The organism is Silvibacterium dinghuense (genome assembly GCF_004123295.1).
Lineage (GTDB): Bacteria > Acidobacteriota > Terriglobia > Terriglobales > Acidobacteriaceae > Silvibacterium > Silvibacterium dinghuense.
In genome coordinates this window covers 232,920-251,782 of record NZ_SDMK01000002.1, presented here as the reverse complement: position 1 = coordinate 251,782, position 18,863 = coordinate 232,920, and the positions used below count along the sequence as shown (strand labels likewise).

13 protein-coding genes are annotated in these 18,863 nt (G+C 59.9%); 5 read left to right on the top strand and 8 right to left on the bottom strand.

Annotated features, from left to right (window positions below; genetic code table 11):
* The first annotated feature begins 69 nt into the window (after positions 1–69).
* The 3 genes from ESZ00_RS10305 (at position 70) to ESZ00_RS10295 (ending at position 2,896) form a co-directional block, all read left to right on the top strand.
* On the top strand, positions 70–1,185 hold the full coding sequence (locus ESZ00_RS10305; RefSeq protein ID WP_129208181.1) for a WD40/YVTN/BNR-like repeat-containing protein: 1,116 nt from the start codon (positions 70–72) through the stop codon (positions 1,183–1,185).
* A complete protein-coding gene (locus ESZ00_RS10300; RefSeq protein ID WP_308419061.1) occupies positions 1,178–1,495 on the top strand; it encodes a MoaD/ThiS family protein in 318 nt (105 codons plus the stop codon). Before ESZ00_RS10305 ends, ESZ00_RS10300 begins: the two co-directional genes overlap by 8 nt.
* Positions 1,496–1,714: 219 nt before the next feature.
* Positions 1,715–2,896, top strand: a complete 1,182-nt coding sequence (locus ESZ00_RS10295; RefSeq protein ID WP_229741178.1) for a dipeptidase — start codon at positions 1,715–1,717, stop codon at positions 2,894–2,896.
* Positions 2,897–2,936: 40 nt separating this feature from the next.
* Here ESZ00_RS10295 and ESZ00_RS10290 read toward each other — a convergent pair whose 3' ends face one another.
* Entirely contained in the window at positions 2,937–3,674 is a 738-nt protein-coding gene (locus tag ESZ00_RS10290; RefSeq protein ID WP_129208179.1) for a tyrosine-protein kinase family protein, read from the bottom strand.
* Entirely contained in the window at positions 3,671–4,747 is a 1,077-nt protein-coding gene (locus ESZ00_RS10285) for a GumC domain-containing protein (RefSeq protein WP_129208178.1), read from the bottom strand. Before ESZ00_RS10285 ends, ESZ00_RS10290 begins: the two co-directional genes overlap by 4 nt.
* A 267-nt stretch (positions 4,748–5,014) precedes the next feature.
* Here ESZ00_RS10285 and ESZ00_RS10280 point away from each other — a divergent pair, with 267 nt between their 5' ends.
* The gene (locus tag ESZ00_RS10280; RefSeq protein WP_129208177.1) at positions 5,015–5,800 is read left to right on the top strand and encodes a peptidylprolyl isomerase; all 786 of its coding nucleotides are present in this window, start codon (positions 5,015–5,017) and stop codon (positions 5,798–5,800) included.
* Positions 5,801–5,885: 85 nt separating this feature from the next.
* Entirely contained in the window at positions 5,886–6,413 is a 528-nt protein-coding gene (locus tag ESZ00_RS10275) for a peptidylprolyl isomerase (RefSeq protein WP_129208176.1), read from the top strand.
* Between the two features lie 103 nt (positions 6,414–6,516).
* On the opposite strand, the gene ESZ00_RS10270 is transcribed toward ESZ00_RS10275, so the two are convergent.
* The 6 genes from ESZ00_RS10270 to ESZ00_RS10245 form a co-directional block, all read right to left on the bottom strand.
* Complete coding sequence (locus ESZ00_RS10270) at positions 6,517–7,461, bottom strand: hypothetical protein (RefSeq protein ID WP_129208175.1); 945 nt, start codon at positions 7,459–7,461, stop codon at positions 6,517–6,519.
* Between the two features lie 117 nt (positions 7,462–7,578).
* Entirely contained in the window at positions 7,579–9,072 is a 1,494-nt protein-coding gene (locus ESZ00_RS10265; RefSeq protein WP_129208174.1) for a hypothetical protein, read from the bottom strand.
* A 72-nt stretch (positions 9,073–9,144) separates the two neighbouring features.
* Positions 9,145–10,119 (bottom strand): polysaccharide biosynthesis/export family protein, encoded by a 975-nt coding sequence (locus ESZ00_RS10260; protein ID WP_164981454.1) that lies wholly within the window; start codon positions 10,117–10,119, stop codon positions 9,145–9,147.
* Position 10,120: 1 nt separating this feature from the next.
* Positions 10,121–12,355 (bottom strand): GumC family protein, encoded by a 2,235-nt coding sequence (locus tag ESZ00_RS10255; RefSeq protein ID WP_129208172.1) that lies wholly within the window; start codon positions 12,353–12,355, stop codon positions 10,121–10,123.
* A gap of 464 nt (positions 12,356–12,819) precedes the next feature.
* The gene (locus tag ESZ00_RS10250) at positions 12,820–16,137 is read right to left on the bottom strand and encodes an alpha-mannosidase (RefSeq protein ID WP_129208171.1); all 3,318 of its coding nucleotides are present in this window, start codon (positions 16,135–16,137) and stop codon (positions 12,820–12,822) included.
* Between the two features lie 119 nt (positions 16,138–16,256).
* Positions 16,257–18,731 carry a putative bifunctional diguanylate cyclase/phosphodiesterase gene (locus ESZ00_RS10245; RefSeq protein WP_129208170.1) on the bottom strand — a complete coding sequence of 825 codons (2,475 nt, stop codon included), beginning with the start codon at positions 18,729–18,731 and terminating at the stop codon, positions 16,257–16,259.
* Between the last annotated feature and the right edge of the window lie 132 nt (positions 18,732–18,863).

Here is an 18,863-nt window from a genome sequence, read left to right as displayed (position 1 = left end):
TGAGCCCGCTTGCCGATCTGTCCTCGCGCCTGCTCCCCGGCGCTCATTTTCCCGCAGAGAGGTACCTACTTGAGCACAATCCGTCTCCTCGTCGGAACCCGCAAAGGCGCGTTTCTTCTTACCTCCGACGGCAGCCGCCGCGACTGGCAGGTCTCTGGTCCTCACTTCGCCGGATGGGAGGTCTATCACCTGAAAGGCTCCCCTGCCGATCCCAACCGCATCTACGCTTCGCAATCTTCCAGCTGGTTCGGCCAGGTCATCCAGCGCTCCGACGATGGAGGCTTAACCTGGAATGCGGTCAATAACCAGTTCTCCTATGACGGCACACCCGGTACGCACCAGTGGTACGACGGCACACCGCATCCGTGGGAGTTCAAGCGAGTCTGGCACCTGGAGCCCTCGCTTCATTCGCCAGACATCCTCTACGCCGGCATCGAGGATGCCGCGCTCTTCACTTCTACCGACGGCGGACAGAGCTGGCACGAATTGTCAGGATTGCGTACCCATGGCACCGGTCCGGACTGGCAACCCGGCGCCGGCGGCATGTGCCTGCATACCATCCTTCTCGATCCGACCGACCCGAAGCGCATCTTTGTCGCAATCTCCGCCGCCGGCGCCTTCCGCACCGACGACGGCGGGCAGTCGTGGAAACCGATCAACCGCGGCCTCTACTCGAAGTACATTCCCAACCCAACGGCGGAGGTTGGCCACTGCGTGCATCACATCGCGCTCCACCCCTCGCGCCCTTCGACACTTTTCATGCAGAAGCACTGGGATGTGATGCGCTCGGACGATGCCGGCGACTCCTGGACCGAGATCAGCGGCAACCTTCCGACGGACTTCGGCTTTGTCATCGACGTGCATGCCCATGAACCGGAGACGCTCTATGTCGTACCGATCAAGAGCGATGCCGAGCACTTCCCTATCGACGGCCAGCTCCGCGTCTATCGCAGCCGGTCAGGAGGCCACGACTGGGAACCGCTCACCAGCGGTCTGCCACAGGCCAACTGTTACGTGAATGTCCTGCGGGATGCCATGTCGGTCGACCGTCTTGACGACTGCGGCATCTATTTCGGCACGACCGGCGGCCAGGTGTATGTTTCGCCCGACGGCGGCGATCATTGGCAGGCAATTGTGCATGATCTGCCGCCGGTACTCTCGGTAGAAGCCCAGACCATTGCGTGATTCCACCATGCCCATGATCCGCATCGAACTTCCCGCCGGCCTGCGCCGCCTTGCCGGCACGCCGCTGGAGATTTCCATTGAGATCACCGGCCCGGTTACCCAGCGCACCATCCTCGATACCGTCGAGGATCACTACCCCATGCTCGCAGGCACCATCCGCGATCACACCACGAAGCTCCGCCGTCCATACCTGCGCTTCTTCGCTTGCGAGCAAGACCTCTCGCACCTCTCGCCTGACGATCCGCTACCGGAAGCAGTTGCGACGGGCCGCGAGCCGTTCCTTATCCTCGGCGCTATCGCCGGCGGATAATCCTTTCGGCTCACCCTGCCCGTTCTCCCGGCATTGCATCTGCGCCGCGAGGTTGCTCTCAATCACCGCGGCGCAGCTGTTTTCGGTCGGCGCCGCAGACAGGCACGAGTACTATGGAGGCACGCTATGAAGACCCTCATCTCTTCCGCGCTGCTTCTGGGATTTGTGTCCGTGGCAGCCGTTCCCGCCTTTTCATCCCCCCAGCCCAGGAACCCACAGGTGAACGCAGATACCGTCTCCGCCGAGGCCCTCAAGGTCCACGACTCCGCCATTGTGATCGATACCCATTGCGACGTCACGCAACGGCTGGTCGATGAAAACTTCGACCTTGTCGGTCCACTGAATGGCGGGCAATTCAACTTCGAGTCCGCGAAAAAGGGCAATCTCGGCGCCGAGTTCTTCTCCATCTGGGTCGAGCCCGATCTCTACAAGGGCCGTGACGCGCACCGCACGCTGGAGCTGATCGATGCCGTCTACCAGCAGGCCGCGAAGCATCCCGACCAGATGATGATGGCCTTCACCGCTGACGATATCGAGCGCGCCCATCGCGAGCATAAGCTTGCCGCGCTCATGGGCATCGAGGGCGGCCACTCCATCGAAAACTCGATCCCGCTGCTGCGCGACTACTACCGCCTCGGCGTCCGCTACATGACCCTTACCTGGTCAAACTCGCTCGATTGGGCCAACTCCTCCGGGGATCAGAACAAGCCCGGCGCGCCGCATAATCCGGACGGCCTTACTCCCTTCGGCAAGCAGGTTGTCCTGGAGATGAACCGCCTCGGCATGATGGTCGATATCTCCCATGTCGCCGACGACACCTTCTGGGCCGCGATCCAGACGACGAAGGCTCCGGTGATCGCCTCTCACTCCGACGCGCGCGCCATCGCCGACGCACCCCGCAATATGACCGATGACATGCTGCGCGCGGTCGCGAAGAATGGCGGCGTGGTGCAGGTGAACTACTACTCGGCTTTCATCTCCCAGGACTACCGCAATGCCTCGAACGCTCAATCCGCGGAAGTGGCCAAAGCCAAGGACGACCTCAAGGCGAAATACGCCGCCGAGGGCAAGCAGGTCACCTATGGCGACCTTGAAAAGCTTGAGCGCAGCTATGCCGACCGCATTCCGCGGCCGCCGCTCAGCGCGCTGATCGACAACATCGACCACATCGCAAAGGTTGCCGGCATTGACCACGTCGGCCTCGGTTCGGACTTCGACGGCGTGAGCGGCCAGCTGCCCCAGGGCATCGACTCAGCCGCCGACCTGCCGAAGATCACGGCGGCGCTGCTCGCCCGCGGCTATTCACCGGAAGACTGCCGCAAGATTCTCGGCGGGAATCTGCTCCGGGTTCTGCGCGACGTGGAACGCGTCAGCCACGAAATGCAGGCGGGACACGAATAATCTCACCAGCGGGAGCAGGTCTTGCTCGCCTGCTTCCGCTTTACTCTAAAACGGCTGCGCGGTTCATCGTGACTCCGCGCAGTGCGCTGCCCAACTTCTTCGCAGCACTCCGCAGACGCACTTGCGGCGTCCAATCGGCTCTAGCCAGCAACAGCACATCCTTTGCGTGTTCCCGGTACCACTTCGTCCACCGGCGGGAGTGCACCGGCGGGCAATCCACCACCACCCAGGAGTGCTCTTTTACCGCCCACTCCAGAAACGATTCCGCTCTGGAAAGCAGCTGCTGCGTCTTTCGCCTGCTCATCCGGTCGCGCACTGCCGACACATGCAGACGGTCATTCACCAGTGTGAAGGCGCTTTCTTCTTCCGATGCGATGTTTCGCAACGCGCAATCGATCCCATAGCGGAGCCGGGGGCTTCCCAGCATCCGTCGCATGGCCGGCCGCTCCAGCTCAAACTCTGCGACGAGCACTGGTTTCGCTCCTTCCGCGAGCCGGCTCGCCAAAGCCCATCCCAGGTTGAAGGCGGTACTCGTCCTGCCATCCCCGGGTTCAGCGCTGGTAAGAAAAACGGTATGCGATTGCTTCCATTCTTCAGCCGCTTCCAGCTTTTCTGCCAGCTCCAGATAGCTTTGCAGGCGCGCAGACTGCGAAACATCCGCGAACACTAGCGCCGGATCGAGGCTCTGACGATTCAGCGGCACTTTCTGCCGCGGGCCGCCGCGAATCAGCAGCCCCATTTCGATCCTTTCCCTGTCGCTTAAGGCGAATGCGCTCATCGAGCTTCTCCCTTCACCGGGCTCCAGGCCAGCGCGCCGAAATACTTCGTGCCTGCCGGCACGGCCGCAAGGAGTTCCACGGAATCGCGCACAGGCCTGTAGCGAAGAAACAGGAGCTGCATATAACCGATGGCCAGCAACACCGCGCCCGACATGCCCCCCCACAGAATCAGGGACCGGGTTCTATCGGGTATGGCATGAGCACTGTCCGGCGCTGCAACCAGGGAAAACCGCCCCTTAGCCACCGGTCGCTGCTCGTCTGCCGATGATGTCTTTCCGGCCGCGCCGGAGCCGGCTCCGGATTGCTGCCCCGGCAATCTACTTTGCAGGCTTTGCTCTTCCGCCTGGAGCGTTGCGCGTTCCTGCCGTAGCTGCGCCAGTTGCTTCATGATGCTCCTGAGCCGCTCCGCATCTGCCGGGTTTGCTGCCACTCCCGGCGTCGCGGTGCCGCTGTCCGAGCTGTCACTGCCTTCGAGCGCATAACGTTCGGTCGTGAGTTGCCCCATATGCTTCCGGATCTCGCTCTCCTGCAACTGCAGCGTTGCAAGGTTCTCACTGTCGACGCGAGCCGACGTCTGGATGCTGCCTGCGCCGGAAGGTGCAGTATCATGCCGATCTTCTGCCGGGCTCGCGGAGATCAAGAGGCTGGAAACAGCATTCAGCGTATCCAGAACACTGCGGGCATTCTGCCCGCGCAGGGAGATCTGGAGCAAGCCCGGACCGGTCTGGTCTAACTCAAGCTGCGCACGAAGGCTCTGCCCGGGAGTTTTTGCTTCCCCCGTTTCGCCTGCCTCCCCATCCTGCGGGCTATCCGCAAGAAAATGCGCCTTTGCCGCAATCGCGTCCAACTGCTCCGCAGTCAACATGGCATCCGCAAGCGCGGGAGTCGCGGTGTCCGACTGATCGATAGCCGACGATTTGGGAGCGTCATACGACAACAGGGACGAGGCCAGGTAATCCGCCGGATACTGCATCCAGCCCCAGCAGGCCACGCAGGCTGCCAGTCCTCCCAGCAGTAGCGCTACTCCCCAGTGCCATGGCGCAATACTCGCCCAACGATTTCGTATCTTCAACGCGCTCATAAGGATCGGCCTAATGCCGTTTCCTCCTTTTGCGCCGGGGAAGCGCATGGCCATCACGTTCCCATGCCTGTTGCGATGAGTTTTGTGACTTTCTTGCCTTATACAACGCTTCCACACTAAAAGAATGGCCAGCCCTATGAGGATTTCAAGGTTTTTGGCAAGAGACTATTACTTTGGAAATCTTGCCGTCAGCACCCTCTTTCCCCTTAGATTTCCCTCTCCGTCCCGATCATGTACTCTGGTCCTTTGAGAATCCGCATGCGTGTCTCACCCTGGATCCCTGCCGTTTGCCTCGCCTTTACCAGCCTGACCGGCTTTTCCCAGCAATCCACCACTGACTCCCAGCCTGCCGCAGCTTCGCAGAGCCAGAGCTCTTCTCCGGCTACACCGGCAGCGCAGAGTGCGCAGGATCTCCCCGATTCGCCGGGCTCGCAGATCCACGTAAGCCCGCAGCCGGCCGGTCCGACGGTTGTCTTTGACTCCTCCATGGGGCGCATGACCTGCAAGCTCTTTTCCAAGGAAGCGCCGAATGCTGTAGCCAACTTTATCGGCCTCGCAGAGGGGACCAAGGACTGGACCGATCCGAAGACCAGGCAGCTGGTGCATGGCAAACCGCTCTATGACGGCACCACCTTTCACCGCGTCATTCCCGGCTTTATGATTCAAGGCGGCGACCCGGTAGGTGACGGTACCGGCGATCCCGGCTATCTCTTCAAGGACGAGTTCGACCCGAATCTCAACTTCGATGTGGCCGGCCGTCTGGCCATGGCGAACTCAGGCCCCGATACTAACGGCTCGCAGTTTTTTATTACCGAAGTGCCAAACGATGCGCTCGACCAGAAATACACCATCTTCGGTCAGTGTGACGAGCACAGCGTGCTCATCGTACAGTCCATTGCCCGCGTCGAGCGCGACGGGAACGATAAACCTCTCACCCCTGTCATCCTCAACAAAGTCACCATCGTGCAGGATGGCCAACCGCTGCCGCCCGAACCAGCACCGGCAGCCGCTCCTCCGGCTCCCGCTCCTCAACCCCAGCCATAAACCCGCTGCTGCATCCAATGAGAACGCGGGCTCTCAGGCAGAAGCCGGAATTTCAGCGCCCTGAATTTCAGCACAAGGAGAAACCATGTCCCGTCAACCCGGAACTTACGCTGTCTTCAACACCACCGAAGGCAAGATTGCCGTTCGCCTCTTTGAGAAGGATGCACCCAAGACCGTCGCCAACTTTATCGAGCTGGCCGAGGGCGGCCGCGAGTGGACCCACCCGGTCAGCAACGTCAAGAGCAAGGACAAGCTCTACGACGGCACGATCTTCCATCGCGTCATCCCCGACTTCATGATCCAGGGCGGCGATCCGGCCGGCACTGGCTTTGGTGGCCCGGGCTATCGCTTTGAGGACGAGACCAAGGGTTCGCCGCATCGCTTCGACAAGCCCGGCAAGCTGGCCATGGCCAATGCTGGTCCGAATACCAACGGCTCGCAGTTCTTCATCACCGTGGCCAATACCGAGTGGCTCACCGGCCGTCATACCATCTTCGGTGAAGTGGTCGAAGGCCAGGATATCGTCGAGAAGATCTCCAAGGTCGCCCGCAACGGGCAGGACAAGCCGCACAAGCCTGTGCAGATTGAAAGCCTGGTCATCGAACGCGTTTAAGATCACGCGCTTCCCAAAACAAAGAAGCTCCGCGGCTGCTGCCAGCGGAGCTTCTTTGCGTTATTCCTGCTTTCTCCAGATAGCCTTGCGGAGTTCCAACCGGTTAATACGGATTGGTCAGTCCCAGTGGAGACAGGCTGTTGGATAAGGTCCCTTTGGACTGAGATTTCCCCATCTTTCGGTCAGTGCTCAGGCCGTTCCCGAGGCCATTTTCTGTCGTCTTCCCAGCGGAGCCGGATAATCCATTTCCGGCCTGAGAGGAACGCATCGCATTTTCCCTTGCGACCCGGCGAAGATAGCGCTCGTACATGCTGGAGGCGTTCGCTCCCGCCGTCTCAGAACCGCTGCCGCGACCTGTCAAAGACGGCCTGAGGAAGGTCTGATTGGTCATGTCGAATGAACCGAAGGAAAGACCTTCATCTGCGGGCTGTTCGTACTCGCGTGGAGGCGGAATGGGCGGACTCAGGACTGCGGTGCCACGCGTACTATCCGGGAACTCTCCCTGCACATACGATCCGCCGCCTGCAGCACCGGTCCTGGATACGCCGCTCCCCGAGCCTGCCTGCAGGTAGTTGTCCTGGTCGTACCGATCTGCCCCACCTGCCGCCAGGGCGTGCAGCATACTCGAGCCGGGAGCGGAATCGCCTCCGGTGAGACCTGCGGAGTTCGAGGCGGAAAGACCTGCTGCAGAGCTTCCACTCGGAGAGGCCTGCCGGGTAACATCCTGCGGTCCGAATCCCATCTTGCCCGCACTCGCTCCTCCACTCCACGCCTGTTGCCCCCCAGGCGCAGCCCCGAGCGGCTTCACGGGCTGAAATGCCATGCGCATCGAGAAGGCAGGATTGACCGCTCGCGCGGGGTTTCCGCTCCCCTGGGAGCCGTCGGGCGCCAGGCCCGACATGGTCTGGAGCGAATCGATCGATGTCTGCAGTTGGCCGCCGTATACGGTCGCGCCTGTCTGGTCTGCCGTCGATAACGTCGTGGGCGCCTCGAACGTCATGGAAGAAAAAGGCGACGTCATCAGGTCGCCCTGGGTCACCGACCTCATGACAGTCGGAGACTCAGCGGTTAACGAAACCTGCGCATGGGTATGCACGGTCACGAACAAGAGCACACCGTAACTGCTCAGGCATGCACGAGGAACCCACCTCTTCATTGCATTCCCTCAGTAACCGGCAACCGGCGTTGCCGCGCGAAGTTGAAATCTGGGAAGCCTGAAAAATATCTCGAGAAACGTAATGAATAGAATTCCATGGAATACCGTGACCGCAAACGAGGTAATGGTGTTCTCTGCGGAAAGCACCTCGAAGAGGCACGAGAGGACCAGAAACAGAGCCGATGTCTGCTGCAGAAAGCTGGAGGCGAACTCCACAACCCAACGCAGGCACCACGCGGTGATGATGGGATAGAGGATCATCCCTATCAGCCCGAAATCCACCGCGCCAGCGGTCAAAATCGAATTCGCTTCATCCCAGTAGGAAAAGCCGAAAAGCGAATCGGCGAGGAACTCCTCCGAGGGAAAATCATTCTCGTGAATGGACGCGAATTCATGCTTGTATGGGTTGATCGCAGAAGGCACGGCTGCCTGCAGCAACGTAAAAGCATCCCGCCCGAGCCCAGGGGTTTTCCGCTCGCTGCCATCTAAAACCTGTGCCAGGAAACCCAGCACAAAGGTACGTGTCTTCACGTTCTCCTGCGTGGAGGATACGGCCCGGTCCAGTGCGGTGCCGTTCTTGATGAGAGCCAGAGCGACCGTCATGCGCTCCTGCAGGCCGACGGACTTTCTTCCCTCATTGTTGTAACCGGCGACGCGCAGCAACATGAACCCCAGGGAACAGGTCACGATAAAGACTGCGCTCAGTCCCAGCACCATTACCTGGCGGCGGATATTGCCCATCAGCCGAAAGCCGGCCATGCGGATCATGAACAGGGTCACGGCGCAGGTGTAGATCAGCGTGCGGCGGCCGGTCACAGCCAGCATCAGCAGCAGGGCAAACGCGCAAATCCCCATGACCCATTTCCGCATCCCCTTGCCGGGAATCAACACAAAATTGGTCACCGCGATGTTCACGAGCGGTGGGAAAAACCACTGCGCGGCGGCGGCTCCAAGCCCAAGATGTCCGCCTTCGCTGGACACTCCCATGTAAGAGAGTGCGCCCATCTTGAAGGCTGCCATCACCGCCAGCATGCCGAGCACGATCAGTGAGTTCAGCCTCGAGCCCTGGCGGAATTCGAAATCCAGGCCGAAGATCGGCTTTTCGAACAGCTCTCCCCAGGCAATGAGAATGGCGCAGGAGATCAGTACTCCGGCAATCCCGCGGGCAAGCACCGCATCGTCAAGCCCCAGGAAATGGCCCAGCGTGAATCCCGCACGAGGCACCGTAGCCCAGGTATTGAAGGAGCCACCCGCATATCCTGTCAGGAGTCCGATGCCCAGCGTTGTCGAGAATCGAGTGGGACCACGGAAGACCCATTCGAAAAACATATAGAAGCCAACAACGCCTCCGACAAAGGACGCAATGGCCAGCATGAAGTCTGTCGGCACGACCCAGGTCAGCAGGCCTGTCAGCAGTAACAGCAGGGGGATGTGGACGCAATAACGCCGGCGCGGAACAGCGAGAATCTGGCCGAAGAGCCGCTGCGGCGGCAGATCTGCCACAGGCCTCCAGGCTGTCTCACGCTGAGGAAGCATACTCAAGCCCGAGGCCTCTGCCTCATGCCGAAATCGACATTAATAAACATACGCATAAGCGGGGGCGTTCTGCGCTGCCGTAAGAATCGCTTCGACGCTGCGGTAGCCTACGGTCTTGCCGAAGCTTGTCGGGACATAGAGGATATCTCCGTCCTGCACAGAGATATCTGCCTCTTTGCCTTTTACGATATGCTTCAGGTCCAGTCGCACTTCTTCCCGGCCCTGCGGCACCTTCCGAATCAGCTGCGCATGGCTGGTCGACGCCACGGTCGTCCATCCTCCTGCCAGGGACAGCGCCTGCATCAGCGTAATGTGCTCATTGTTATCGATCAGGAAGCCGCCGCCCTTGGTGACTGCGCCAAGCACATAAATAATTCCCGACTTCGCAAGCGTAACGGTATCCCCGGGCTCGATTACCGGGTTGTCCTGCTGCGCCAGCGCCCTGGGATTCGCTGCGAGCATCACGGTGAGCGGGTGGGCAGGATCACTCCGGTGCTGAATAGTCACCGTCTTGCCGGCGAGTGGAGATGGCCCGCCCGCCAGGGCGATCATATCCGTCAAAGTCCGGCTGCCGAGCGTGGGATATACACCCGGTGTTTTCACTTCTCCGGTAATCGTCGCACCCTGCGTTGCATATTCGGTAATCGATACCGATACGTGCGGATCATTCATCATCCCGCGCGCGCGCAGGGCTTCCTCGATCGTTCTCGCTGCCTGATTGGGCGTCTCGCCGGCAAGATGCACGGTCCCCAGGACGACGAGATTGGCTTCGCCGCTCTGGTTTACGCGCGTAGAGCCGGAAAGCTCCGGGGTATCGAAGACCTCCACGTCCAGCATGTCGCCGGGACCGATGGCGATCTTCGGCACACTCGAGGGCTCAGCAGGTCTGGCCGCAGCCTGTCCTGGTTCCGGCATCGAAGCCGGGGACCAGCTTCCGTTCTGTGTCTGGGCTGCAGCCAGCGAGCTCAGCGCCAGCACAGCGAAAGTCTTTACCAGGCGAGTGCAGTTCCGCATCTTATTTCTGCCCATCCTGATTTTCTTTCACCCCATAACCGGCACCGTAGTTGCTCTTGTAGCCGTAGTCATATCGCTTGGCGTAGGTGTAGTAGTTCTCCAGCCGCAGATCTACGCCGTTCACAATAATTCCGAGAATATGCGCGTTCGCACGCCGCAGCTGCTCACGCACGCGCTGCAATGCTTTCTTTCGTGTCACGCCGGAACGAACCAGGATAAACGTGGCGTCGGCCTGCTGCGCCAGCCCCAACGTGTCCGACACCGCGAGGATCGGCGACGAATCCAGAATGATGTGATCGTATTCGCTGCGCCACTTCATGAGCAGCTCACTCATCATGCGCGACGCCAGAATTTCGCCCGGATTGGGAGCAATGGGACCACGGCTCAGGACTGTCAGATTCGGCAGCTCAGGGATGGGATGCTCGAAAGACTCATTGCCTGATTCTCGCGAGAGCAATGTCGAGAGCCCAACTCGGTTCGACATGCGGAACTTCATATGCAGCGTTCCCTTGCGCAGGTCGGTATCCACGACCAGAACCCGCGCAGAGCGCTGCGCGAAGGAAATAGCTATGTTCGCTGCGCAGGTCGATTTCCCTTCCGCCGCGAAGCTGCTGGTAATCAACAGCAGTTTCATCTCGTTATCCACCGCAGAAAGCAGGATGGAGGAACGCAGCGTCCGGAAGCTCTCAGCGGCGATGGATTGCGGCTCCAGAAGGCTCACCAGGTCCGGAGATACCTTCTGCGGCTGCGGATCAGTTCCCTTTCGCGCTGCGATGGGGAACCGCGGGATGACGGCCAGCGTGGGCAGATGCGCAATCTGTTCGGCGTCATCCGAAGTACGGACCGTATCATCCAGACCTTCCATAAAGAAGGCCAGTGCCATACCGACGATCAAGCCGCCGAGAAGGCCGAACATGACATCCGAGCGCTTTGCCGGCAATACGGGGAAAGGCGGAATGTTCGCGCGATCGATCACATCGATATTCGTGGCGCTCAGACCCGCAGTGATGCCCGCTTCCTTCAGACGCATCTGCAAGGCGTCATAGAGCTCCGATGCCGACTCGGCTCCGTGCTTCAGGATGTCGAACTGGGCTGCGGACTCATTCTCGCGATAGGCTTCCTGCTTGGTCGCCTCCAGACGGGCGCGCATCAGGGACTCGGTATTGACCGAGGCATCGTACTCTTCGGTGAAGCGCTTGGTCAGGCTGTTGATCTCCTGATCGATATCGCTCTGCACCTTCTCGAGCTGGTTGTTGACCTCAACAACCTTGGGATAGTTGGGGCCGAACTTGGCCTTCAACTGCGCAGCCTGCACCAGGAGCGCGGCCTGCTGTGTCCGCAGGCTGCCGAGAACGGTTCCGGGAGCAACAGAAACCAGCAGATCGGGGTTTCGCGTCATGGCCATGCGATACCGCGCTTCTTTCACAATGCGGTCCGCTTCGGCTTCTGCCAGCTGTTCGTTGACGGTGCGCAGGCGCTCGGTCACCAGGTCGCCACCTGTCGCATCCATCGCCACGAGGTTATTCTCGCGCTGGAATTTTGCCAGATCCTGCTGCGCGTCTTCGACCTGCTTCTTTACCGACGTCAACTGCTGCGAGAGCCAGTTCGATACTCGGGTCGTCCCCTGAAACTTTGCGCGCAGGTCGCGGTCCAGGTAGGCATCGACAATCCCGTTCGCCCCTTCCATGGCTACCTTGGGATCGGGGTTGCGGAAGCTGATCTCAACCATCTCTGTGTTCGGAAGCACCTGCACCTTGGTCGATCCGAGGAACAGGGAGATGATCTCGTGGCGCTGCGCCGGGGTCAGCGTTCCGGTATACGGCGAGGTTTTGAAGATCGCATCGAAGGGGGCCTTGTGATACAGGTCCAGCGAATTGATCACCTCCATGGCGACCGTTTCGCTCTGCATGATCTCTACTTCCGTCTGCAGCTTATCCTCGGCATTGCCGCCGCCGCCCAGCTGCTGCTGGATGAGATCCTCGATGCCGATATTGGCCGAACGGCTGAAATCGATATGCACCCTGGCCGTAGCTTCATACTGCGGAATCGTCGCCAATGCAAAATACAGACCGATTCCCAGCCCGAGCAGCAAGCACGCCAGAATGATCCATTTCCGCTTGAAAACTACTTTGCGCAGGTCAGCCGGAGTAAAGACCGTGTGCTCTTGTACGGATCCAACCGCCGGGGACGACGCAACTTTTTGAGGCTCCTGCGGAGGTGCTGACCACCCTTGCATCCTGATGGACTCCTTGTTGCCGGTTCTGCCGGCGGCAAGCCTCTTTCCTCCATGGAGCCTGGATCGAGACAAACGCCTTAGAAAGTAGCTGGTGACACTCTATCAGTCAGCAGCATGATTCCTGCGGCTGCTGAAAACACACTGCTGCTTCTCCGTAACATACGGGAAAGGAAAGCGTGTCAAAAGAGGAAGAACAAGCGAGAACCCGACTTGGCCCTGATTGTGTAAACACCGCTCAGATCGGCAATACCTGTCGAAAGAGATGAATGACCATGCGGAACAAGCGCCCTTCCGAGCAAGTGGTCGTCTACTTAAGGCTCGGGCCGAGGAACAGGCCTGCACACGGCTATCGGCGCAGGCAGGGCAACCGCAATGTGCTCTGAGTGTAGCGAACCCACCCATCCCGGTCAAACAAAAGATGTTATCGAAGCCGCCTTCGCTGGGGAAGGCGGCTTCGAACTGCATTACTTTGCCGACTCTGCTCCGGAACCGCCCGCATATGTCACCTTTACGGCGACAATCTCATACGGCTTTACCGGAACCGTGATGACACGTCCGTCACGGGCCAGTTCCCCGCCCTGCGACTGCTCCAGGAGGTTTGTCTCCACGGCCTGCTGTGCACCGGCCGGAACTGTCAGCTTGACCTCGGAGGCCTTGCCCGCCCACTCATAGAAGTGGAAGACAAGCCCGTTCCCGTCCTCGGCCTTTTTCATCGCCGTCAGCACCACATTGCCTGGCTCAACCGCGACGAAGGAGTGCTCCGCCGGCAGCTCGCCACTATGCGCCTCCACCTGCGTGGCTGAAAGGCCGTAGTTGAACTCCAACCCCTCGCGCACGGTCATCGCCTGCTTCCAATCGCCGCCGTGCGGATACAGCACATAGGCGGACTTCTGTTCCCCGCGGTCAGCCACCGGGTCCGGATAGGTCGGAGCGCGCAGCAGCGAGAGCCTCAGCACGTTACCCGCTGCATCGTAGCCGAACTTCGAGTTGTTGATCAGGCTGAAGCCGTGCTGGCCATCACCGAGATCAGCCCAGCGCAGTGCCGGAACCTCGAACTGCGCCTTCTCCCAGGTGTTGTTCCGTTCGGTCGAACGCTCGATCGAGCCGTAAGGAATTTCGTACGTCGCCTTGGCACTCGTTGCCGCCAGCGGGAAGGCTGCCTTCAGCAGGATGTGATCTTCGTGCCAGTCGACACGGTTCTCTACCACCACATGGTCTGCGCCGGTATAGAGCTCGATGTCCTGTACGAACTTCGACTTCTCCGTGTGATGCACCACGCGGATCACGTCCCGCATCGGAGACTGCTCGACCAGCTCCGCCGAATCCGCCGTGTCCAGTTTTACCGGCGGCTGATCCAGCGTACCCGGATCGATGTTCCAGGCATCGTAGTCCTTGGGCAGATCCTTGAAGAGCTGCAGTTCGTTGCCGCAAGCCCCCTTGGCCAGCGATTCGAAGCCAGTCTTCTTGTCGAGCAGGCTGGTGATGCAACCGGAACTCTTATCCACTGTCACGCGAAGGTCTGCGTTCTCGATCGTCAGCCCATCGGCCTTCAGATCGCTGGCAAAGCTCTTTTTGCCCGGCACCACGCGCACGACTTCATATCCCAGGGAAGGCACCTCTTCCGCCTTCACCCGCAGGGTGAAGCGATGCGTCGCGACATCCTTCTCGATTACCTGCGACGGCAATACACGCCCCTTGGAGTCGATGACCGAGACTTCGTCCGTTGCCTGCGGCATCTGCACGTGGACTGTCACCAGCCCCGAGCGATTCCAGGCCAGCGGATTCACGACCATCACCGGCACGCCATCCTGCACCTCGGTATCCACATGGGCAGCGATCGTGCCCAATGCCTTCTCCGAGATCGCGTCCGTCGAGAGCTTTACCTTGTCATAGTCGCGCTGCGCGTCTTTATAGATGATGCCCACGCCCGAGCCAGCGGCCAGATCATGGAAATCATTGAAGGTGATCTTCTTCCAGTCGTCCGTCAACTCGTCGCCCGGATACGCATCTCCGTCCAGCCATGCCAGCGAAGCGTACTTCTCCGCGTTCAGCGCCCACTCCGAGCTCTCGCGCATGTTGCGCTTGTGTGCGGCCTGGGTGGTAAAGACGCCGCGGTGATATTCAAGGTAAAGCTCGCTGTTCCATGTGGGAATCGCGATCTTGCCATCTACCGCAGCCGGAGCTTCCCAGCCCTTCGCGATCTTGTCGTAGTCCCATACCGGCGAATCGCTTGCCAGCTTCGGCTCGACCGAGTCGAAATAGCTCTTCGCCGTTCCGAACTGCATCTTCGGCACAACCTTGTCGCTGCCATTGGCCCAGTGCTCGCCCTGGTCGAGGATTTCGCGCGTCGGACCACCGCCGTGGTCCCCCACACCGTAGAGGTCCATCATCGATGGCAGTCCCGGATTGTCCTCACGTGCGACCTTGAGATCGGCCGAGAGGCGCACCGGATCGAGATTGTCGTTCGCGTAGTCGTGCGGGAAATAGGTCAGCACCTTGCTGCCATCCGGCGACTCCCACCAGAAGAGCTTCAGCGGCAGCTGATTCGTGTCGTTCCACGCCATCTTCTGCGTCACGAAGTAATCCACGCCCGACTTCTTGTAGATCTGCGGCAGCTGCCAGTTATAGCCGAAAGAGTCGGGGTTCCAACCGATCTTCACATCGACGCCGTATTCCTTCTGGTACCAGCGCTTGCCGATCAGCAGCGAACGCGCGGTGGACTCACCGTCCGGCATATTCAGATCCGGCTCGACCCACATGCCGCCGACGATCTCCCAACGCCCTTCCTTGATGCGCTGCTTAATCCCGTCGTTGATATCCGGGTACTTCTCGGACATCCATTCGTTGTACTGCGCAGCCGACTGCGTGTAGGTGTAGTTCGGATACTCGTTCATCAGCTGCAGCGCCGTGCCGAAGGTACGGCGGACCGCATCTACGGTTTCGGTCCACGGCCAGAGCCACGCCGCATCGATATGCGAATTACCCGTCAGGTGGAGCGTCGCCTGCTGCATCACCGGGCGCAACTCATCCAGAGTGGTCTGCGCGGCGCGCAGAGAGGCATCGAACTTCTGCTCATCCCCTGCATTCAGCGCCTGGAGATCGATCTGACCGATCGCCTTGTTCAGCGTGGACTGATCGGCAGGCAGGTTCTTCGAAAGGCTCGGCAGCAGGAAAGATGCCGACAGGATTTCACGCCGTTCATCATCCGGATTCGGACGGCCTTCGGCGAAATCGATCTTCATGTTGACAGCATGAAACTGTTTCTTCTCTACCGTCGGCAGCAGCTTGACGGCTACCAGCACCTTGTCGCCCGGTTTGGCGTCATCGAACAGGACAATCGGCTCCAGGTCCTCGCCTAATGCCACGCGGCGTCCGTTGAAATACACGATCTGCGGCGTGGTCCCATGGCCGTAGGCCTGGAACTGAAACCAGATGCGCGCCCCGGTCAGGTTGTACCCGTGGAGCTTCGCCGGCACGGTAATCCATTGCCGGAACCAGACAGCTTCGTTAGGGACTTCGCTCTTCGGCGTCACCGACGTCCATGCGCTGTCATCGAGGTTCGTCGCCTCGCCATGCGGTACATCGCCCGCATGATAACGCCATGGCCCGGAAGGCAGATTGTCGAGTTCTTCCAGCTCGCTCACCACTTTCTGGGTTGCAGCCGGAAGCGACTTCGTCATATCTGTGACAGATTGAGACCAGAGAGCCGGTGAGCTCGCCAGTAGAGAACATGCGGGGAAGGCAAGGCAGAAAAATACGGAAAAGCGAATGCGAACGGACATCGAAACGGAAGCCTCCGGGGGGGTCATCGTGGGCAAACGTGGCGACAGACAAACGATAGCCTGCGACAGGAGCGGTGTGGTCCACGGCGATTATACGTGAGGTGGGAGCAGGCGCCGTTTCAGCGCTTCGAGCGATGCGTCGAGAAGAGAACCGGGCCGTCCTCTTCCCGCTGGATGCTTCCCCGGAGCAACAATCCCGGCACCACCGCGGCCTCCTGGGGACGTCCCCATAAGAAGCCCTGCAGGTGATCGCACTCCATCGCCTGCAGCAAGAGCAGCTGCTCTTCGCGCTCCACGCCTTCCGCCACGATCTGCATGCCCAGGCTGTGTCCAAGCGACAGAATGGCCTGCACGATCTGCCGCGCTTCGGGTTCGTCGCACATCCGCTCGATGAAGGAACGATCGATTTTGAGCGTGGAAATCGGAAGCTGGTGCAGATGCTGCAGCGAAGAATATCCGGTCCCGAAGTCATCGACGGAAAACTGCACACCCACTGCCGCGAGGTCGAGCATCTGCCGGGCTGCGTCTTCGAGGTTACGCATGACGCTCGTCTCGGTAATTTCAATTTCCAGGCGCGCCGCATCCACCCCGTAACTCACCAGCACGCGCCGGACATTTTGCGCATAATCCGCACGAACGAGCTCCAGCGGGGACACATTGATCGCAACACGCACCGGAGGAAGGTGATGCCTGCTCCATTCGGCAATCTGGCGGCAGACCTCCTCAAGCACCCAGTTACCGATACGCATGATTAAGCCGCTCTCTTCGGCAACAGGGATAAAGCGCTCCGGAGATATCGTCCCCTTGACCGGATCTTCCAAGCGAAGAAGAGCTTCCAGGCCGCGCAACTCGCCGGTCGTCGCGTACTGCGGCTGATAGAGGATTCGAAATCCATTTTCTTTCAGAGCCTGACGCAGCGCTGCCTCTAAATCGTTGACTTCCAGGGCTGCAGCCGAAATCTCATGAGAGACGAAAACGAACTGGCTGCCTCCCGACTTCTTGGCCCGATACATCGCCGTATCCGAGGCGCGCCACAGCACCTGCGCTTCACTGCCGTCATCCGGATACATGGCGATACCCAGGCTGGCAGACAGCTCCAACTGATAGCCCTCGACCTGAAAGGGCTGGCGGATGCTTTCGAGCAGCACCTGCGCCACTCCTGCCGCGTCCTCGGCAGAAGACAATCCCGCCAGCAGCAACGTAAACTCCTCGCCTCCAGACCGCGCCACGGTATCGGCGGCGCGCAGACGGCTTCGCAGCAGGTCCGCCAGATGCTTCAGGCATGCATCGCCGATGGGGTGCCCATACCGGTCGTTGATCTGCTTGAAGCGATCGAGGTCCAGACACATGACCGCGACCTTCTCCCCGTTGCGAGCGGCGGAGCTGAGCGTGTGCTCCATGCGGTCTTTCAGCAGAAGCCGGTTTGGCAATCCGGTCAGGGTGTCATGGTTGGCCTGATGGACCAGCTGCTCGTGAAGCTCTATCCGCTCGGTGACATTCTGCACCAGAGCAAATCGCGCCTTCCTGCCTTCAAATTGAATGGCGTGGGAAGCGATATCGACCTTGATCCGAGAGCCATCGGCCTTGATGTGCGTCCATGGGCCGGACCTCAAAGAGACCTCGTCCAGCTCCCGCAGCCGGCATTCCAGCTTCAGTTTTTCCTCGATGGGCCGCAGGTCATGCAAGGACATCCGGCTGAACTCTTCCATGGTGAAACCGTAGGCTGCCGCAGCCGCCTCGTTCACCTTCAGAAAAGCCAGAGCCTCTTCGTCATAGATCCACATGGGATGCGGATTGTATTCAAAGAGCAGACGATACTCTTCCCGCTGCAGAGCCATGGCGGCAATCTCGTCTTCCAGCAGGGTCAGGATCATCCCGAACTCGACGAAATACTTGGGCAGGTTCCAGATCTCAGGCGATATGGAAACGTTCGGGAACCATGTCTCCATCGCAACCGCACAGGGGAAGACCATCGCCCAGGCCAGCAGTCCGCCGATCGCCGTCACCACACCCATGGATGCCCGGCGAAAATCCAGCCAGTAGAGAATGGCATTCAGCAGGTAGAGCAGCGTCAGATCCGCATACGTACCCTGAATCAGATTGCCGCTGTATATAGCAGCCAGGCTCCAGAGCGTGCAAAGCGGAACCAGCATTGCACCGAGCCGCACCATCGATGCGTGCCTTTGCCAGAGGCGCTGAATCGCAACCAGCGTTCCGCCAGCCTGCAGCAGTACGATACCCGTCAACAAGAGGCGATTGCTGTATTGGAAGGAGGTCAGCGCTGCATAGAGAAGTCCCGGGCCGCACAAAAGTGCGATCAGACGGAACCCACGCAACACGCCCAGGTGGCGGCGATCTCCAGCGAGGAGAAAAGCCACGCCTCCCAACAGCAGAGTGCTTAACATCGCCGTCGCCGCCAGCGCTGCCTTGAATGGAGTGGCCGGACTCCACAGCAGGACGGCAAAATGAATCAGGATCAGAAACCAGCCGATGATCCAATAGCGCAGACGAACCGTCGGACGTGTCCGGAAGATAGAACCGAACACCAGTACCAGCAGGCCGAGGATCAGGATGTCGAGAAACGCATTCGGCATAGCGAACTGAAACTTATTTCAGTACTGCGGAGGCCCGTCTTAGCGGCGGCACTTATGCGTGCATGAGGAAGCCAACTGCACTTTGGGAGTGCCGAACAGCACAAAGGAAGGCAAATGCGTGAAAGAAGAAAA